This is a genomic window from Saliphagus sp. LR7, from assembly GCF_003344565.1.
GTDB lineage: Archaea > Halobacteriota > Halobacteria > Halobacteriales > Natrialbaceae > Saliphagus > Saliphagus infecundisoli.
Genome location: NZ_QPND01000068.1, coordinates 1 through 1,405, shown reverse-complemented (window position 1 = coordinate 1,405; position 1,405 = coordinate 1). Strand labels below are relative to the sequence as shown.

Here is a 1,405-nt window from a genome sequence, read left to right as displayed (position 1 = left end):
TCAGTACCTCACAAAGCCAGTTAGTTGAGGCGTCTGCTTGCCGAAGTTGTGTCTAAGACCAAGCAGCAAGCAGACGGTGAAATCCACGAGGACCAGCTTCTTAACTTTCTCGTCAACGTTCTCACCGACGCGTTCTCGCTTGACCTCGGCGAGAACGCTGAGACCGATCCTGAAGAGATCTTCGAGGTCCTCGTCGGCGCGACCGCCGACGGGACCTCGATCTCCACGCTCTGCGAGAAGAGTGAAGACGCTCCCTCTGGCAACGGCGTTCTTCATCATCTCCGGACCAAGTTCGACCTCGAAACCGTCGAATCGACTGGGAACACGCTTCTCCAACAGGAGGTTCTCGAAACCCTCCCTGAGCAGGTGGAGGTCGTTTCAGACCTCCACCTGCGCCCCTACTACGGTGACGAAGACGAGACAGACGGCCTCTACTATAACGAGGCCAAAGCAGGAACGACCGCATTCCACGCTTACGCCACGCTCTACGCACGCGTGAACAACAAGCGATACACCCTGGCGGTGCGCCGTCTCACCGACGGCGACACCGCCAGCGATGTTCTTGCTGAGTTCCTTGGACTGCTCGAAAACTTCGAGCTCGACGTCAAAGCGGCCTATCTCGACAGCGGCTTCTACGACGGGAAATGCCTCACATTGCTCCAGGCGCACAATTTCGCGTACATCGTTCCGATCATCAAGTGGGGCAGCAAGATCAAGACCGAACTCAGCCAGGGCTGGAGTCGTGAGATCTCGCACGATCTCACGACGTCCTACGGCGAGCACGAGTGGACCGTCGAATTCCCGGTCATGATCGACTGTACCTACAAGAACGGTCGATACGACGAACACGGGGTGGCGCGTCACGGCTACGCCGTCGACGCGCCGTTTATCGACGAGCCACGACAGGCTCGATCCCACTACAGCAAACGGTTCGGGATCGAAGCCAGCTACCGACTCTCCGAGTCAACGCTGATCTCGACGACAACGCAAGATCCGACGAGACGGCTGTTGTTCGTCGTGTTGAGCCTGCTATTCCAAAACGTCTGGCGGTACCTGCACTGGGAATATGTGGCGACGCCCCGCCAGGGCGGGCGTCGCCTCTGGTGGTGGCCTTTCGAAGAGTTCGTCGACATGGTAATTAGGGCGGCGTGGACGGCCCTCGCAGCGCGTCGGGCCGTCCCCGCAAACCGGCCACCGGATGACCGATTCCACCGGTAACTGGTGACCGAGTCCGCCCTGCCGATCAGTGGCAACGCCGTCGCGTCGGCGGCTGACCGCCGCCGACTGCGACGCTACTCTGTCTTCCGCGGCTGGGATGGATCATTGGAGCACCCGTCCAGCCCAGATTCGTCGGTAATTCAGGCTTCAGCGGCAGTGAGCTGAGGACGCTTTGTGAGGTACTGAG

1 protein-coding gene is annotated in these 1,405 nt (G+C 59.8%); it reads left to right on the top strand.

Going from position 1 to position 1,405, the window contains the following annotated elements; translation table 11 throughout:
• The first annotated feature begins 48 nt into the window (after positions 1-48).
• Positions 49-1,218, top strand: coding sequence for an ISH3 family transposase (locus DVH23_RS23180; RefSeq protein WP_114579691.1), 1,170 nt, complete (start codon positions 49-51; stop codon positions 1,216-1,218).
• Positions 1,219-1,405 lie beyond the last annotated feature (187 nt).